Genomic DNA, 15754 nt, shown 5'->3' with positions numbered 1-15754 from the left:
CCTGTCAATTAATCCATTCAATATGAAGCATTTTTATTCTCTTTTATTCTTAATTTTTTCTTTTTTATTTTCCGCTCAAAAGTACAGTGTTGCTGCGATTCCCGAAAATCTTCTCGAAAATGCAAATGCCGTCATCAGAGAACATTCTGAAGAATATGTTTTGAAGTCTGTTAATGATATGACCGTGAAGGAAACTCATGCCGTTACCATTTTAAGCGCGGCCGGAGATCGGTATTCAACTGTTTTCATCCCGTATAATCCTACAACCAAAGTCAGTAATATAAAAGTCGAACTCTTTGACGCCGCCGGAAAATTGACCACAACCTACAGTAAAAAAGACTTTTCTGATTATACCAACAATCCAAGCGCAGGTTTATATGTGGATGACCGCATTTTGGTGCTTCGAACGATCTCTTCAAAATATCCCTTCACCATTAAATCAACTTATGAGACTAATACTTCTAACACCATTTATTTGAGTCAGTTCTCGCCTTTTAATTCTTATCGGGTCGCTTTAGAAAAAAGCGATTTAAGCATCACCAACAATTCCGGAATTACGATCAGAAAAAAAATTAACAATAAACCCTTAGGCAGTGTTACAAATTCTGAAGATGGAAATGTGTGGAAATATTCCTACCAAAATATTGCAGCCTTAACCGAAGAAGATTTAGCGCCGAGTTTAGAATATATGATCCCCAGCGTAGAGTTTTCTCCCGAAAAATTTTCACTTGCCGGACGACAGGGCGATCTTACCGACTGGAACAGTTTTGGAAAATGGTATTACAGCCAACTGATCAATCCTGTTTCTGAAATTACACCGGAAATTGCTGCCGAAGTTGCTGCGCTTAATTTAAAAGGAACAACTTCTGAAAAAGTCAAAATCCTGTATCAATACATGCAGAACAAAACCCGTTATGTTCTTATCGCAATGGGAATCGGCGGTTGGCAACCTATGCCGGCTTCAGAGGTGAGCAAAAAAGGATATGGCGATTGTAAAGCTTTAACGAACTATATGCGGACATTGCTTTCTGCGGCAGGAATTCCATCTTATTTTGCCGTAATTTATAATGATGATTCCGTGATCAGTTTTGATAAAGATTTTCCCAAACTCGCAGGGAATCACGCTATTTTAATGGTTCCTACAGAAAAAGATCCGATATGGCTCGAAAATACCTCGCAGCGAATCGCTTTCAATCATCTTTCTTACACCTCACATAATAGGAATGTCTTAGCATTCAACGAAAATGGCGTTAAAATTATTGACACTCCGACCTACAAACCCGAAGAAAGTAAAGAAATTTTGGTTGCTAAAATAAAACTCGCAGAAGACGGAACAATAAGTTCTGAGGCAAATTTTGAATTCAGCGGTGGACAATACGATACCAATTTACGACTCTTCAGTTTGAAGAATGACGAAATTCAGGAAGCATTAAAAAACAGACATTACAATTTACAGATCGACCATGTGAATATTCAAAACTTAGTGAACAATAGAGATGACGCGAAGATCGGATATAATGTGAGTTTAAAAGCGAAAGGTTTTTCTAAAAAACTTGGCGACGATCTCTTTTTTCCAGTGATGCCTTTTTATCAATCGGTCATGCTTTCCACCAATAATGACCGGAAGCTTCCCTTCGAAACTACTTTTCCGTTTCAGGATGATTACGAAATTGAATTTTCAGCTCCCGATGGATATCATTTCGCAGATTTACCGGCGTCCTCCGATTTCGCAACAGAATTTGGCTCCTATTCTATCAATTATAAACTGAATGATAATAAATTGTTGGTGCACCGGATTTTAACCATCAAAAAAGGAATGTATCCGAAAGAAAAATTTCAGGAATATGTGGAATTTCGGAAAAAGACCGCTAACAAAGACAATACTAAAGTTTTAATATCAAAAATATAATGAAAAAAATTCTACTCTCTCTTTCCCTGCTTTTATTTGGCTTCATTCATTCTCAACATAAATTCATGGAGGTTCCTAAACTTTCAGAAGAAGATTTAAAAAGTACCAAATCCGCCAAAGATGCCGATGCACCCGCTGAAGTTTTGTATCGTTCGATTCATTTTCTTATTGATTACAATGGTTATTTAACACAAGAGATCGTGGAACGCGTAAAGATTTATAAGAAAGACAATGCCGATGAATATCTGGATCATAAGATCGGAGTGTACGATAATAAAAATGGATCGCGGGAAACTTTAAGCAACCTGAAAGCTTTTACTTCAAACTACGAGAATGGTAAAATAGTAACTACTAATGTAGAAAAGGATGAGAAGTATAAATCAAAAGAAGAGAAAAATTATACCATTACTAAATTTGCTTATGCCAATGTAAGAGATGGTTCCGTTGTAGAATATTCCTACACGCTTTTTAGTCCATTTTTAAGTTCTACACCCCGAGTTTTGATCGAAGATGAAATCCCGGTGAGATATGTGGAATTTGTTTTCGATACGCCAAAACCTTTGGCATATTCCATTAATTATAAAGGAAGTTTAACGCCAAATCACCGGAATACAGACACTAAAGTAATGTATGGAAACGATTATCAAACCTATCGTTTTGCTTACGAAGATGTGCCTGCTTTTAAAGATGAAAAATATGTGCTGAATAACGACAATTATAAAACCGGAATCAAGGCAGAATTAAATTCTACAATGATCAATGACGAATTTAAATCCTATTCGCTTTCCTGGAAAGATATTCAGAAAAGACTTTATGATCATGATGATTTTGGATTACAGTTAAAGAAACAGAATATTGTGAAGAATCTCCTTCCGGCAGAGATTTTAGCGCTACCAACAACAATGGAAAAAGCAGAAGCGATACTCACTTTCGTCCAGAAAAATTACACCTGGAATAAAGAAGATGATGTTTTTACAGATGAAGGAGTAAGAAATTTAATTTCTACGAAAGTTGGTAATACCGCAGAAATTAATCTGCTCCTTACCATGCTTCTGAGAAGTGCCGATATCGAGGCTAATCCAATCGTACTTTCTACCGTAAAAAGAGGAATGTTACTTGCGTACAATCCGTCTATTACACAACTTAATTATGTGTTGAGCACTTTTGAAGATAACAGCAAAGTCTATTTATTAGATGGAACTTCTAAAATGTCGAAAATCAATATGATCGCACCACGAGCCTTAAATTATTATGGAGTAGTGATGAAGAAAGATGACGCGAAACAAATGGATATCTTTTATCCGGACGTAAGTAAAACCTCTCTTAATATAGATGCTAAAATGAATGCAGATGGAACTTTCGAAGGTCATTTTGCAGATCGGGACACCAAATTATATGCAATGATGGTTAATGAATCTTATGTTGATGATAAAGATAAATATGCCCAGTCTTACAAAGATCTTTATAAATTTCCTTATTCAAATGTGAAACAGGGCGTTCAGGAAAATAATGATTTTGAGACGAGTTTCGATTTTTCGTCTGATACTTTTGCAGACGTAATTGGAAGTAAGCTGGTCTTTAATCCACTTTTGTTTTTGTATTCTCAAAGTCATAATTTCGATCAATCAGAACCAAGAAGAGCGCCACTCGAATTTTATTCCGCTTATGACCGTGTTAAAAAAGTGACGGTTACGATTCCTGACAATTACGTTTTCGATAATGTACCGAAATCTAAAAAATTCAGAACCGATGATAATGCTTTGCAGTACACTTATCTCGTGACACAGGCAGGTAATAAACTCACGGTGGAAACTACCGTTCAGGTTGATGATTCGGTTTTTCCAAAAGAATATTATCCCGCCTTCAAACAGATTTTCGATAACATTACAAAGCTGGAAGCACAAGTGGTAACCGCGGTTAAGAAATAATTGTACAACACAATATCAATAACTTAAAAATCCTGTCTCAGTATCGAGACAGGATTTTTTTAAACGTAAATGATCTTGGTCTCAATGACTTTCTTTCCTAATTTCTCCAGCACCGATTGGTATTCATTCAGCTGAAGCTGGTGTTTTTCTTTTTCTTCACCCGTTTTAAAATCGATAATAATAAAGCCATTTCCTGTATCGATCATTCGGTCTGGCCTGTAAATTTTTGAATCGCCGTTTTCGGAGATCATAATGTCTTTTTCGTTGATTACCTTCTGATCTTCAATAAAATATCGGGAATAATCGGCGTTTTTAATGATGCTGTAAAGGCGTTCACTCACCTCCAGTTTTTCTTCTGCCGTTAATGTTCCCTCCAGAAGATAAGATGCAAGCGTTTTTTCCACATCTTTTTCTGAATTAATGTGCGCTAAAATTTCGTGCGTAAAAATCCCAATTCGCACTTTCTCCACGCGGTTTTGGTAACTTTTAGAGGGAGTTGCTATTTTTATTGCTTCCAGATCTGCTTTCTTTTCCGTCTTAAAATTGATGGGTTTTGTAAGCAGTTCCGCCGTTTTTTCTTTTCGCTGCTTTTTCAAATGTTCCGCAGAAATCTCATACAAATCAAAAGAAGGTAAGTCTTCGCCCTGTTCATTTTTTGGAATTCCCGGTTCTAAAAAGTCATAGATCTCCAGATTATTTTTGGTTTTATTGGGCTTTTCAATATAAAAGAAGAGTTGTTCCACGGCTCGCGTCGTAGCAACGTATTGAAGACAGAAACGGTCTATTTTATTTTGATAGATATTTTCCTGATTGAATTTTTCCATCTCACTATCATAAACTTCCAGTTCTTTTGCGAACGCATTTACATTCACCGCCGACAATCCGTTTTCAGCATCAATATCTAACCAGTTGCTGAATTTTCCGTCTTTATGTGCATTTTGCATGGGTAAAAAAACAACCGGAAATTCCAGGCCTTTTGCTTTGTGAATCGTCATCAACTTCACCGCATCCAAATTATCAGACGCTTGAATTGTTTTCGCATTTCCTTCTTCATCCCAAAATCTTAGAAAATCTTTCAGCGTTGAACCTGTATTTTGGGAGTAGGCGTAAAGCATCTCCAGATAATTTAAAAGGAAATCGGTTTCTTTATTTTGTACAGAAAATTCCTGTAAATAATTTTCGATAAAATTATAAAGATTGAGCTGAAGCAAGTGTTTGTTTTTGAGCTGAATGCCATATTTTGCTTCTATGAAATCTTCCATTTCAGATTTATTGGCAAGCTCGAGAAGTTCCATCATATCGGCGGTAAAATCCTCAATATCAATTCGTCCCAGAACTTTTAAATAGTAAAGCATCTTCACCGGAAACTGAAAATTCTTTGGGTTTTGCTCCCAACGCAGATATTCCGTAAGTGCGCGTAAAGTTGAAGATAAATTCAAAGTAAGACCCGATTCCGAAATGGATTTTATAAATTCTTCTTTGCCTTGATAGTTGACTTTTAAACTCCCTAACAATTGCGAAAAACTGAAAATATCAAAATTCCCCCGACAAAGAATAGTCACATCCGAAAGTGAAAAACCATGATCAATACAGGATTGAAGATCGGTTCGCATTTTTTCGGCGACTTCTTCGTAAAAAACAGACTTGGTGGCATTCTCAATTAAATTAATGCGCACTCTTCCTTCCAGTTTCGATTCCGCAAGTTGTTGTGAACCTTTTCCAAAGATCTCTTTATGCTCTTCCAAAGTATGATCAGAAAAATAGAGGTAGAGTTTATTATTGAAATCCACAATATTTTTCGCACTTCGCCAGTTGCTTCCTAAATTTTCTAATTCAGCAAGAACTAGTGATATTTCTTTTTGATTGATGATATCGAGCATAAGTTTTGAATCACCGCCCCGAAATCGGTAAATGCTCTGTTTGGGATCGCCAACTAAAGTAAAACTCATTTCATTTGAGGAAATCGCGTGATCTCTCAAAGGAATAAAATTTTGCCACTGCAGAAAGGAAGTATCCTGAAATTCATCAAAGAAATAATGGGCGAACTTGGTTCCCACTTTCTCATAAATAAATGATGATGGTTCTTCGCGCAGATTTTCGTGGATGAGAATATTAAATTTGCTGAGCAAAACCAGGTCGTTTTCCGCTTCTATTTCCGCGAGTTTATCCTGAATATCTTTGTTAACTTTTAAAGGTAAAATCGCTTGAAGAATTTTTTCTTTTTTCTGAGAAAGAATATAGTTGATGATAATTTTCAGTCTGTTTTCCAGCAAATAATCCAGAATCTCTAAAATTTCGCTTTCTCTGTTCTTACTTGTGGCAGATGCTCCGGCTCTAAATTTATTAATGGCTGATTCCTCATTAGCAGGAAAAGGAAAATCTTTTCTCTCGGATTTGTAAAATTTCAGCGATTCGAAGAAGAACTTTGCAATGCTGTTGCTGTTTCCACCCGCGAAATCGCCTGTTTGCAGATTTTTTTCCTGAAAGAGTTGCACAGCGCTTTCGAGCAGTTCAATACTTTCGTTTTTTAGATTCTTTAGATCTTCGCGAAGATTGGTCTTTGATTTTTCATAAACTTCCCAGTCAAAATTCTTGTTTTCGTGAAGGCGGAAATAATGCTTATCCTGAACATATTCTTTCGCTGAATCGTATAAAGTTTTGTTGAGGTTGACGCGGTCGTTATTATCTAAACTGTAATTAACAAAATCCATAAATGCTCCGGAAACAGCATTGTTTTCCCCAATATCTTCCAGCATTTTATCCACCGCTTCCATAAGGAAAGGTTCTGGATTTATCTCGAGATTAAAGTTTTGGGCGAGACCCAATTCATAGGAAAAGCTGCGAACCAAACGCGCGTTAAACTTATCAATGGTCCCAATATTTAAAGTGGAGTAGTGGTGAAGCACATAATCCAAAATCTTTTTAGCCCGGTAATGAAGGTCGGGTAAAGAGATCGCAAACCCTTGATTTTTGAGCTTTATCTGAATGTTGATCAGATCCTGATTCGTTGCGTAAGAGTCTGCAGAAAAATCTTTTAACCATTCGATAATCCGCTGCTTCATTTCATTTGCTGCCTTATTGGTAAATGTTAGAGCCAGAATATTTCGGATCTTGTCGGGTTGCGAGGGATGTTTTAAACAAATCGCTAAGAGATTCTGTACCAGCGCATACGTTTTTCCGGAACCCGCTGAAGCATTGATGACGGTATAATTTTTTTGCATCGTAAGAATTAAATTGACTTTAAATGTACCAAATAATTTGTCATTTAGAAAAAAAAACTTACTTTTGCAATCCAAAATGAGATGTAAATTATGTTAATAATCCCAGTAAAAGATGGTGAATCCATCGACAGAGCCTTAAAAAAATATAAAAGGAAATTTGACAAAACAGGAACTATCAGAGCTCTTAGAAGTCGTCAACAATTCAACAAACCGTCTGTCGTTAAACGACAGTCCAATGTTAAAGCTGCTCACAAACAAAGACTTTTGAGCAAGGAAGAACAGGCGTAAGTCAAAATTTTCTTAGCAAAATACTTAAATCACTTTTCAAATAGTTATATTTGAAGAGTGATTTTTTGTTGATATATGATGATAGAAAGATTTTTGGAATATATTTCGGTAGAAAAGCGGTACTCTCCGCATACCTTAACGAGCTACAAAAAAGATTTGGAGGATTTTTCTGTTTTTCTTCTTAAAACAGAAGCGCACCAAAATTATCATCAGGTCGATAAAAAGATCGTTCGGAATTTTATGGTAGCACTTACCGAAAAAGAAATTTCTAAACGCTCCATTAACCGCAAACTCTCTTCTCTACGGAGTTTCTATTTATTTTTATTGAAAGTTGGCCAGGTCCAGGTCTCCCCTTTAGAAAATATTCAGTCCCTAAAATTTTACGCAGAAAAGCAAATTCCTTTTTCCGAAGAGGAAATGAATAATCAGCAGCTTGAGGAATTTCATCCAAAGAAAGGAAGTTTTTTAAAGGAATTAATTATCGATACGCTTTATCAGACAGGAATCCGGCGTGCAGAACTGGTGAATTTGCTTTTTGAAAATGTCGATTTCAGTAAAATGGAAATTAAAGTGATCGGAAAAGGCAACAAGGCGAGGATCATTCCGATCGCGGAAAAACTCGGGCTCGAATTTCAAAAATATTTGCTCGAAAGGAAGCCACTGAAAGAGTGGGAGATGTACTTTTTCATCAATGCTAAAGGCAAAAAACTGAATGATAAGTTTGTGTACTCTGCCGTTAATTCCTACCTTAGTCTTGTAACTTCGAAGAAGAAAAAGAGCCCCCATATTTTAAGACACAGTTTCGCAACGCACGTCTTAGAGCATGGGGCTGAAATTTCTAAAGTGAAGAAGTTAATGGGTCATTCGTCGCTGGCTTCCACACAAGTTTATACGAATGCCAATATTGAACAATTAAAAAAAGTTTTTAACAACGCTCATCCTCGAGCTAAAAAAAAGTAGATTTATGAAAATTTCAGTACAGTCAATGGGATTGACACCACACGCGCCGCTTGAAGAGCATATTGAAAAAAAATTAGGTAAACTTGAAAATTATTATGACAAGATCGTAGAATGCAAAGTTTTTCTAAAAGTAGAGAACAAATCTGATAAAGAAAATAAGACGGTAGAGATTTTATTGGCCGTTCCGGGTGATGATTTGGTCGTAAAAAAGACCACAGCGAGTTTTGAAGAGAGTTTAGATCTGTGTGCTGAAGTAGCTAAAAAGCTGTTAATCAAGAAAAAAGAATTGGCTTAGAAAAAAATATTAAAATATCTTTAAAATAACTTGCAGATTTCAAAAAAACTCACTTATATTTGCACTCGCAAAAAGAGATAAGTAGTTCTTTAAAATCTTTGCCTCCGTAGCTCAGCTGGCTAGAGCAGCTGATTTGTAATCAGCAGGTCGTGGGTTCGAGTCCCTCTGGAGGCTCATGTAAAAAATAAAAATTGGGGAGGTTCCAGAGTGGCCAAATGGATCAGACTGTAACTCTGCTGTCTTACGACTTCGTAGGTTCGAATCCTACTCTCCCCACATTTTTTATTATTATTAGTTTTTGCGAACTTGTAAATTTATTGTAGATTTGCAAACCGTTTACCAACAGTTTTTGGAAACAAAAATGCGGAAGTAGCTCAGTTGGTAGAGCGTCAGCCTTCCAAGCTGAATGTCGCGAGTTCGACCCTCGTCTTCCGCTCTCTAAAATCACAACCAACATACCGGCTTGTGATTTTTTTTTAATATTTTCGCCGACTTAGCTCAGGGGTAGAGCGTTTCCTTGGTAAGGAAGAGGTCGTGAGTTCAAATCTCATAGTTGGCTCTAATTTAATCTCTCTTTTTTGGGAGATTTTTTTGTTTTACAGTTATTCGTAAAATCACATTGAAATATCGGAAGAAGTTTTGTAAAAATTTGGCTGATTAAATGTTTTTTATTTCGTGTTTCCTGAAAGTTTAAAAAATTTGTGAATTATAATTTTTCTCTTATAATTAAGATGAAATGACCACTAGGATTTTTGCTCAATAACGTCGTCAATTTTTCTGCGTTTTTATAAACAGATATTTTTCCGTAAATTTGCAGTCCGGTATTTTTACCTTCGGAGCAGTTTTGCATCGTATAATATTTTGAGTGTTGAAATTTTTTGCTAAAAAAAGATTTTCAATATTCAAAAAATTACTATATTTGCACACTGAAAAATTAAATAATTAATTAATAAATAATTTATATCATGGCAAAGGAAACGTTTAATCGTAACAAACCACACTTGAACATTGGTACCATCGGTCACGTAGACCATGGTAAAACTACACTTACTGCTGCAATCAGCAAAGTATTATCTGACAAAGGATTCGGAACAGCAAGAGATTTCTCTTCTATCGATTCTGCACCAGAAGAAAAAGAAAGAGGTATTACAATCAATACTTCACACATCGAATATGAAACTGCAAACAGACACTATGCTCACGTAGACTGTCCAGGTCACGCCGATTATGTAAAAAACATGGTTACAGGTGCTGCTCAAATGGACGGAGCTATCTTGGTAGTTGCTGCAACAGACGGACCTATGCCTCAAACTAGAGAGCACATCCTTTTGTGTCGTCAGGTAAACGTACCTAGAATTGTTGTTTTTATGAACAAAGTTGATATGGTAGATGACGAAGAATTATTAGAGCTTGTTGAGCTTGAAGTAAGAGAACTTCTTTCTGCTTATGAATATGACGGTGATAACTCCCCAGTAATCCAGGGTTCTGCTTTAGGTGGACTTAACGGAGATGCTAAGTGGGTAGAAAAAATCGACGAATTAATGGAAGCTGTTGATGTTTGGATCGAACTTCCAACAAGAGATGTTGACAAACCTTTCTTAATGCCTATCGAAGATGTATTCTCTATTACAGGTCGTGGAACAGTTGCTACAGGAAGAATTGAAGCAGGTGTTATTAACACTGGAGATGGTGTAGATATCGTAGGTATGGGTGATGAAAAATTAACATCAACTGTAACAGGAGTAGAAATGTTCCGTAAGATCTTAGACAGAGGTGAAGCTGGAGATAACGTAGGAATTCTTTTAAGAGGTATTGAGAAAACTGATATCAAAAGAGGAATGGTTATCGTAAAATCCGGTTCTGTTAAACCACACAAACACTTCAAAGCTGAAGTTTATGTTCTTTCTAAAGAAGAAGGTGGTCGTCACACTCCATTCCACAACAAATACCGTCCACAGTTTTATGTAAGAACTACAGACGTTACAGGTGAGATCTTCTTACCAGAAGGTGTAGAAATGGTAATGCCAGGAGACAACTTAACTATTACTGTAGAATTGTTACAGCCAATCGCTCTTAACGTAGGTCTTAGATTTGCGATCAGAGAAGGAGGTAGAACAGTTGGAGCAGGTCAGGTAACTGAAATCTTAGATTAATTCTAAATTAAATATTAATGTTCCGTAGGGAAACTTACGGGACATTTTTTAATCTACGGGCATCGTCCAATGGTAGGATACCGGTCTCCAAAACCGTTGATCAGGGTTCGAGTCCTTGTGCCCGTGCAAAAAAAAGATAATGAGCTTAGTTGATTTTTTAAAAGGTTCTTACACCGAATTCAAAGATAAAGTAGAGTGGCCTAAGTGGCCGGATTTACAGTCGTCTACAATTGTAGTAACGATTGGAACCGTTATTTTGGCGTTGTTTGTCTTTGGGGTAGATTCTCTCTTTAGTAAATCAATTTCAAACTTCTTATCTATTTTTATCAACCTATTCAATTAAATTATTTTCCACAATGAGTGACACTAACTGGTATGTACTAAAATCCATCAGCGGACAGGAAAATAAGGTGAAAACCTATATTGAAAACGAAATGAAACACCATGGTCTGGAAGATTTCGTTACGCAGGTGGTTATTCCTATGGAAAAAGTAATCCAGATGAGAAACGGTAAGAAAGTTCCGAAAGAGAAACCTTATTACCCTGGTTACTTAATGGTAGAAGCTAGTTTGGTGGGAGAAGTTCCCCACATTATCAAAAATATTCCCGGAGTTATATCTTTCTTAAGTTTAACAAAAGGTGGTGATCCAGTTCCAATGCGTAAATCTGAAGTAAACAGAATGCTTGGTAGAATGGATGAACTATCAGAATTTGCTGTTGAAGCTAATATTCCGTTTGTTGTTGGTGAAAACATTAAAGTAATCGACGGACCTTTTAATGGTTTTAACGGTACAATTGAGAAATTATTCGAAGACAAAAAGAAAATAGAGGTTTCGGTGATGATTTTCGGAAGAAAGACCCCAATGGAACTCAGCTACATGCAGGTAGAAAAGGTTTAAATCTTACTATTACAATACAAAAAGAATCAATTTATTGGTTCTTTTTTTTCGTTTAAAAAATTAAATAAACTTGTTTTTAACAGGAAATTATTGAGGTTTTGAAGATGATTTCAACCTTAATTAAAAGGCAGTGAAATCGTAATTTTTTGTCGTGCTGCTGCCATTAGTTCTTCAGGATTTGTTCCTGATCCGTCTTTAAATCTTGAAAGCGTAAGAATATGGAGCTTCATAAAATTTCACTGGCAGTTGTTATACTTGCATTTCCTTCTTTGATGGTTTAATTCCACACGATCTTTGCCGTTTTTTTCCGACCAGCATTTGTTTTTCTTTGCGCTAACATTTTCCTATATCCATTTCAGTGAGTAATATAATCGGTAAAGATTAAAAAAATAATTTGATTAAGTTTTTTGTAAAATTGTATTTTCCCGAAACAAGTATTGTTAAAATTCTCCTTTAAATTCAGAAGGCGTTTTCCCAATGTATTTTTTGAAAATTTTATTAAAATACGGTACATTGTTGAAGCCACATTCATAGCAAGCTTCTGAAATACTTTTATCCTGCGAGATCAGCATACAGGCCTTATTAATTCTGTACCGATTCACAAATTCTGTGAAAGTCATTTTGGTGGCTTTTTTGAAAAAATTACAAAATGCGGGCAATGATAAATTCGCCAGATCTGCCATCTTTTTAATTTCTATTTCTTTCTGATAATTTCTTTCTACGAACGTAAACAAGGTTTGAAGTCTTCCTTTGTTCTTCGCAATGATCGAGTAAGGCATCACTTCCTCATTCAGCAATTCATAACTGCAGTTAGCAAGTTCTGCTAATATTTCCAGAAAAAAAAGATATCTTTTTGACCCTTCATAATTCTTCAGAAGAATCATTTTTGGCTTTATTTTATCTTTTGTCTCTTTACTAAATAGAACCCCGAATTTAGAAATGTTGATTAAGTTTTCAACTTTCCGAAGTTCTGTAATATTACTTAATGCATTCAGTAGAAAATCTTCTTTGATTTGAACCACAATTTCTTCGTGCGGATCATTTGCATTTAATCCAAAACCAGAATGCGGAACATTCGATCCGATAAGAACCAGATCGCCATCAATAAAATTGCTTTTGTGATAACCTACATGTCGGCTGCCGTTGCCGGAAAGTACACAAACCAATTCCACTTCCGGATGATAATGATATTCCCACGTCAAAGTAGAAATTGCTTCATTCAAATGTAAAATCCGAAAACAACTTCCATCATCTGGATTCACGATTTCGTAATGAACTTTCATTGTATTAATGTTTATATGCGGTGTAAATGTAAATAAAATATTAATATAGTATTAGTATTTGTTAGTAATGTTAAATTAATGTTAAGACCTCTTGCTGTAATTTAGTTAAATCAATTAAAAGGAATGAAAAACTTAGGAATTAAGATCGCTTTATTTATTAATTATTTCGTGTTTGCGGCATTGTTAAACAGTGTGGGTTTGCTCATTCAAAAGTCCCAGAATGTCTATGGAATCAACGAAACTCAGGCAAGTTTACTGGAACCTGCAAAAGATTTAACTATTGCGTTGGTCGCCTTTTTTATTGGGTCTTTTTTACCCAAATTCGGGTATAAAAAAGGAATGCTGATTAGTTACGCATTGGTCTTTTTTGGTTGCTTGGGCATGTTTTTGGGAAATTCTTTTCTGAGTGTGGTTTTACTTTTTGCCTGTACCGGTTTTTCTTTTGCCATTATTAAAGTTTCCGTTATGGCGTTAATTGGGACGGTGGTTTCTAATGATAATCAGCATAAAACCTTTATGAGTTACATCGAAAGTGTGTTTATGCTCGGAATTGTTTTCGCTTACATTATTTTTCCCATGTTTTACAGCGACACTGATCCAGATGCCTGGTTAAATGTTTATCTGGTTTTGGCAGGACTCATCGCAGTGGTTTTTTTCTTTATTTTATTTTCAAATTTCGATTTACCAAAAGCCGAAACTTTAAAAACGTTTAAAGAAGATTTTTTGCAGATGGTCACTTTATTAAAAAGACCACTCCTTATTTTATTCGCAATTTTCGCATTTATGTATGTGATGACGGAACAGGGAATTATGTCGTGGTTGCCAACTTTTAATCAAAAAATTCTTCATCTAAATGAAAAATTAGCCGGACAAATGGCGGTGATCTTAATGCTGTCCATTGCTTTCGGACGGTTTATTTCGGGTGTGATTGTGAAGAAAATTCATTGGTACGCATATCTGACGGTTTGCTTGATCGCTGCAGCATGTTTAATCATTTTTGTTTTACCAATGGCTTCAGATTTAGCGGTCACAGAAATTTCCAGTTTAGAAGATGTGCCTTTAGTTGGATTTGTGTTCCCTTTGATCGGACTTTTTTTAGCACCAATTTATCCTTTAATTAATTCAACTATTTTAAGTGCGACCGAAAAAGAACATCACGGCGCTGTTGCAGGTTTACTTACATTTTTTTCTGCATTTGGCGGAACTTTCGGTTCTGTCATCATCGGATATTTATTTCAGCAGATCGGTGGGAGCAAAGCATTTTATTTTTCGCTGATTCCGCTTACCATTCTGATTGTGGTGATTTATTTTATTAATAAAATCAATAAAAAATTAGGACATTCATGAAAACCAATTTATACATAGAAAATATTTTTAATTTATTTGAAGTTGTTCAAAAAAACGAAATTTTCAAGGATCAAAAGGTGATGGCCGATGCAATTCCGAAGAATAGTGTTGAGATGATTAATAAAAAATATCAACAGGAAATAAAAGATCCGGGTTTTGATTTGAAACAATTTGTTCTGGAACATTTTATTATTAATGAAACTGAAAAAATACAAATTGAAGAAAATTTGCCCATCGAAGCACATATTCATCAATTGTGGAAAGTTCTTTCCCGTGATGCGAAGGAAAATAGAGGTACTTTAATGCAGCTTCCGAAACCTTACATTGTTCCCGGCGGCAGATTTAATGAATTTTTTTATTGGGACAGTTATTTTATAATGTTGGGTTTGCAGGTTTCCGGGGAAAATGAAATGGCAAAAAATATTGTTGATAACTGTAGTTTTTTGATTCAAACTGTTGGTTTTGTGCCAAATGGAAACCGAACCTATTTTTTGAGCCGAACTCAGCCGCCTTTTTTTTCATTGATGGTTGAATTGCTCGCAGAAATTTTAAATGATAAAAAGGTATTTGCAGAATATGCTGATTCTCTAAAGAAAGAATATGAGTTTTGGATGAAAGGCTTGGAGAATTTAGATCAGAATAATCCTGATCAGAGAGTCGTAAATTTAAATGGTAATGATATTTTGAACCGTTATTATGATGCAGAAAACAAACCCAGACCCGAAAGTTATTTAATTGATATAAAAGATCAGGAAAGGTCTGGACAACCTGATTTTTATTCCAACATTCGGTCTGCCTGTGAATCGGGATGGGATTTTTCTAGTCGGTGGTTTTCAAACCAGAAAGATATTTCAACTATTGAAACTCAACATATTATTCCTGTTGATCTGAATTGCCTGCTTTTTCATCTGGAATCAACTTTAGCCAACGTTTATTCTGAGGATTACAGTAAGTCCCAATATTATAGTAAGCTTGCCCTACAAAGGAAAAATTTAATCAGGAGATATTTCTGGAACGAAGAAAAAGGAATGTATTTCGATTTTGATTTTAAAAATAATTCGCAGACAGATTCAGTAAATATTGCCACTATTTTTCCTTTGTATTTTGGACTTTCTAGCCAGGAGCAGGCAGAAAAAGTAGCGAAAAATTTAGAAAATATTTTCTTAAAAAATGGCGGTTTAATTACAACCAACATTGATTCAGGACAACAATGGGATTCGCCAAATTCCTGGGCACCATTTCAATGGATGGGTTTTGATGCCTTAAAAAATTACGGTCTAGATGATTTGGCCGAAAAAATTAAGAATAACTGGTGTAAAAATGTTGAACGTGTTTACGAAAATACGGGAAAAATAATGGAAAAATACAACGCCATCGACACCGAAAGTAAAGCTGGTGGAGGGGAATATCCGAATCAAGACGGTTTTGGTTGGACCAACGGCGTTTATCTTAAACTAAAACATAATTAATA

General features: G+C 35.6%; 12 protein-coding genes and 5 tRNA genes. 15 read left to right on the top strand and 2 right to left on the bottom strand.

Annotated features, from left to right (window positions below; genetic code table 11):
* The first annotated feature begins 22 nt into the window (after positions 1 to 22).
* Both ACZ9HT_RS00430 and ACZ9HT_RS00425 read left to right on the top strand, forming a co-directional pair.
* The gene (locus ACZ9HT_RS00430) at positions 23 to 1909 is read left to right on the top strand and encodes a DUF3857 domain-containing protein (RefSeq protein WP_476038458.1); all 1887 of its coding nucleotides are present in this window, start codon (positions 23 to 25) and stop codon (positions 1907 to 1909) included.
* Complete coding sequence (locus ACZ9HT_RS00425; protein ID WP_476038457.1) at positions 1909 to 3837, top strand: transglutaminase family protein; 1929 nt, start codon at positions 1909 to 1911, stop codon at positions 3835 to 3837. Before ACZ9HT_RS00430 ends, ACZ9HT_RS00425 begins: the two co-directional genes overlap by 1 nt.
* Before the next feature lie 59 nt (positions 3838 to 3896).
* Here the strand turns inward: ACZ9HT_RS00425 and ACZ9HT_RS00420 are convergent, their stop codons facing one another.
* The gene (locus tag ACZ9HT_RS00420) at positions 3897 to 7058 is read right to left on the bottom strand and encodes a UvrD-helicase domain-containing protein (RefSeq protein WP_476038456.1); all 3162 of its coding nucleotides are present in this window, start codon (positions 7056 to 7058) and stop codon (positions 3897 to 3899) included.
* Positions 7059 to 7148: 90 nt separating this feature from the next.
* Here ACZ9HT_RS00420 and rpsU point away from each other — a divergent pair, with 90 nt between their 5' ends.
* The 11 genes from rpsU (at position 7149) to nusG (ending at position 11653) form a co-directional block, all read left to right on the top strand.
* The gene (gene rpsU / locus ACZ9HT_RS00415) at positions 7149 to 7346 is read left to right on the top strand and encodes a 30S ribosomal protein S21 (protein WP_476038455.1); all 198 of its coding nucleotides are present in this window, start codon (positions 7149 to 7151) and stop codon (positions 7344 to 7346) included.
* A gap of 78 nt (positions 7347 to 7424) precedes the next feature.
* Entirely contained in the window at positions 7425 to 8306 is an 882-nt protein-coding gene (locus ACZ9HT_RS00410) for a tyrosine-type recombinase/integrase (protein WP_476039190.1), read from the top strand.
* A gap of 4 nt (positions 8307 to 8310) precedes the next feature.
* Entirely contained in the window at positions 8311 to 8601 is a 291-nt protein-coding gene (locus tag ACZ9HT_RS00405; protein WP_476038454.1) for an HPF/RaiA family ribosome-associated protein, read from the top strand.
* A gap of 100 nt (positions 8602 to 8701) precedes the next feature.
* Positions 8702 to 8775, top strand: a tRNA-Thr gene (locus ACZ9HT_RS00400).
* A gap of 19 nt (positions 8776 to 8794) precedes the next feature.
* Positions 8795 to 8877 (top strand) — tRNA-Tyr (locus ACZ9HT_RS00395).
* 87 nt (positions 8878 to 8964) lie between these two features.
* Positions 8965 to 9037, top strand: a tRNA-Gly gene (locus ACZ9HT_RS00390).
* 51 nt (positions 9038 to 9088) lie between these two features.
* Positions 9089 to 9160: transfer RNA gene (locus ACZ9HT_RS00385), tRNA-Thr, on the top strand.
* A gap of 406 nt (positions 9161 to 9566) precedes the next feature.
* On the top strand, positions 9567 to 10754 hold the full coding sequence (gene tuf / locus ACZ9HT_RS00380; protein WP_476038453.1) for an elongation factor Tu: 1188 nt from the start codon (positions 9567 to 9569) through the stop codon (positions 10752 to 10754).
* A 55-nt stretch (positions 10755 to 10809) separates the two neighbouring features.
* Positions 10810 to 10880, top strand: a tRNA-Trp gene (locus ACZ9HT_RS00375).
* A gap of 13 nt (positions 10881 to 10893) precedes the next feature.
* The gene (secE, locus tag ACZ9HT_RS00370) at positions 10894 to 11097 is read left to right on the top strand and encodes a preprotein translocase subunit SecE (RefSeq protein ID WP_235141196.1); all 204 of its coding nucleotides are present in this window, start codon (positions 10894 to 10896) and stop codon (positions 11095 to 11097) included.
* 13 nt (positions 11098 to 11110) lie between these two features.
* Entirely contained in the window at positions 11111 to 11653 is a 543-nt protein-coding gene (gene nusG / locus ACZ9HT_RS00365; RefSeq protein ID WP_476038452.1) for a transcription termination/antitermination protein NusG, read from the top strand.
* A 440-nt stretch (positions 11654 to 12093) separates the two neighbouring features.
* Here nusG and ACZ9HT_RS00360 read toward each other — a convergent pair whose 3' ends face one another.
* Positions 12094 to 12936, bottom strand: a complete 843-nt coding sequence (locus tag ACZ9HT_RS00360) for an AraC family transcriptional regulator (RefSeq protein ID WP_476038451.1) — start codon at positions 12934 to 12936, stop codon at positions 12094 to 12096.
* A 123-nt stretch (positions 12937 to 13059) separates the two neighbouring features.
* Here ACZ9HT_RS00360 and ACZ9HT_RS00355 point away from each other — a divergent pair, with 123 nt between their 5' ends.
* On the top strand, positions 13060 to 14283 hold the full coding sequence (locus ACZ9HT_RS00355) for an MFS transporter (protein WP_476038450.1): 1224 nt from the start codon (positions 13060 to 13062) through the stop codon (positions 14281 to 14283).
* On the top strand, positions 14280 to 15752 hold the full coding sequence (locus tag ACZ9HT_RS00350) for a trehalase family glycosidase (RefSeq protein ID WP_476038449.1): 1473 nt from the start codon (positions 14280 to 14282) through the stop codon (positions 15750 to 15752). Before ACZ9HT_RS00355 ends, ACZ9HT_RS00350 begins: the two co-directional genes overlap by 4 nt.
* Positions 15753 to 15754 lie beyond the last annotated feature (2 nt).

Source organism: Chryseobacterium sp. UYP7 (assembly GCF_056279225.1).
This window is presented reverse-complemented; position numbering and strand designations above follow the sequence as displayed.

What these genes read in the sequence shown, in the direction of transcription:
- ACZ9HT_RS00430 (WP_476038458.1), top strand. Translation starts at nt 23, where the DNA reads ATGAAGCATTTTTATTCTCTTTTATTCTTAATTTTTTCTTTTTTATTT.
- ACZ9HT_RS00425 (WP_476038457.1), top strand. Translation starts at nt 1,909, where the DNA reads ATGAAAAAAATTCTACTCTCTCTTTCCCTGCTTTTATTTGGCTTCATT.
- ACZ9HT_RS00420 (WP_476038456.1), bottom strand. Translation starts at nt 7,058, where the DNA reads ATGCAAAAAAATTATACCGTCATCAATGCTTCAGCGGGTTCCGGAAAA.
- rpsU (WP_476038455.1), top strand. Translation starts at nt 7,149, where the DNA reads ATGTTAATAATCCCAGTAAAAGATGGTGAATCCATCGACAGAGCCTTA.
- ACZ9HT_RS00410 (WP_476039190.1), top strand. Translation starts at nt 7,425, where the DNA reads ATGATAGAAAGATTTTTGGAATATATTTCGGTAGAAAAGCGGTACTCT.
- ACZ9HT_RS00405 (WP_476038454.1), top strand. Translation starts at nt 8,311, where the DNA reads ATGAAAATTTCAGTACAGTCAATGGGATTGACACCACACGCGCCGCTT.
- tuf (WP_476038453.1), top strand. Translation starts at nt 9,567, where the DNA reads ATGGCAAAGGAAACGTTTAATCGTAACAAACCACACTTGAACATTGGT.
- secE (WP_235141196.1), top strand. Translation starts at nt 10,894, where the DNA reads ATGAGCTTAGTTGATTTTTTAAAAGGTTCTTACACCGAATTCAAAGAT.
- nusG (WP_476038452.1), top strand. Translation starts at nt 11,111, where the DNA reads ATGAGTGACACTAACTGGTATGTACTAAAATCCATCAGCGGACAGGAA.
- ACZ9HT_RS00360 (WP_476038451.1), bottom strand. Translation starts at nt 12,936, where the DNA reads ATGAAAGTTCATTACGAAATCGTGAATCCAGATGATGGAAGTTGTTTT.
- ACZ9HT_RS00355 (WP_476038450.1), top strand. Translation starts at nt 13,060, where the DNA reads ATGAAAAACTTAGGAATTAAGATCGCTTTATTTATTAATTATTTCGTG.
- ACZ9HT_RS00350 (WP_476038449.1), top strand. Translation starts at nt 14,280, where the DNA reads ATGAAAACCAATTTATACATAGAAAATATTTTTAATTTATTTGAAGTT.